The 456-nt window shown below is 32.2% G+C and carries 1 pseudogene; it reads right to left on the bottom strand.

Going from position 1 to position 456, the window contains the following annotated elements:
* Positions 1-456, bottom strand: a pseudogene (ychF, locus tag C0Z19_RS29240) (redox-regulated ATPase YchF); the annotation flags it as partial.

Consider the following 456-nt stretch of genomic DNA (forward strand, 5'->3'; position numbering starts at 1 on the left):
TGATAATCCTAATAATTCATAAGTTGTTCTAATTAATCGATCTAATCCTGGTTCTTCGATACCTAAATCTTCTAAGAACATTTCTTTATCTTCATCATCTAATGTAGCAATTTCTTCTTCAATTTTTGCACTAATAACAATCACTTCAGAGTCTTCTTGCGCTGCATATTCACGAATCGCTTTTACTTTATCATTATCATCATCACCAATTTCATCTTCACCAACATTAGCGATATAAAGCATTTTTTTAGAAGTCAGTAATTGCGCTTGATTCACCCATTTTTGATCGTCTTCATTAAAGTCAATACTACGAGCGGGTTTACCATTTTCTAAAGCTTCTTTAATAGTTGTTAAAATACGTACTTCCATTTCAGCAGTCTTATCTTTTTGACGTGCTAATTTTTCAATTCTAGGCAAACGTTTCTCAACAGATTCTAAGTCCGCTAGTACTAATTC

Origin of the sequence: Trinickia soli, assembly GCF_002879855.1 — a bacterium.
Taxonomy (GTDB): Bacteria; Pseudomonadota; Gammaproteobacteria; order Burkholderiales; family Burkholderiaceae; genus Trinickia; species Trinickia soli.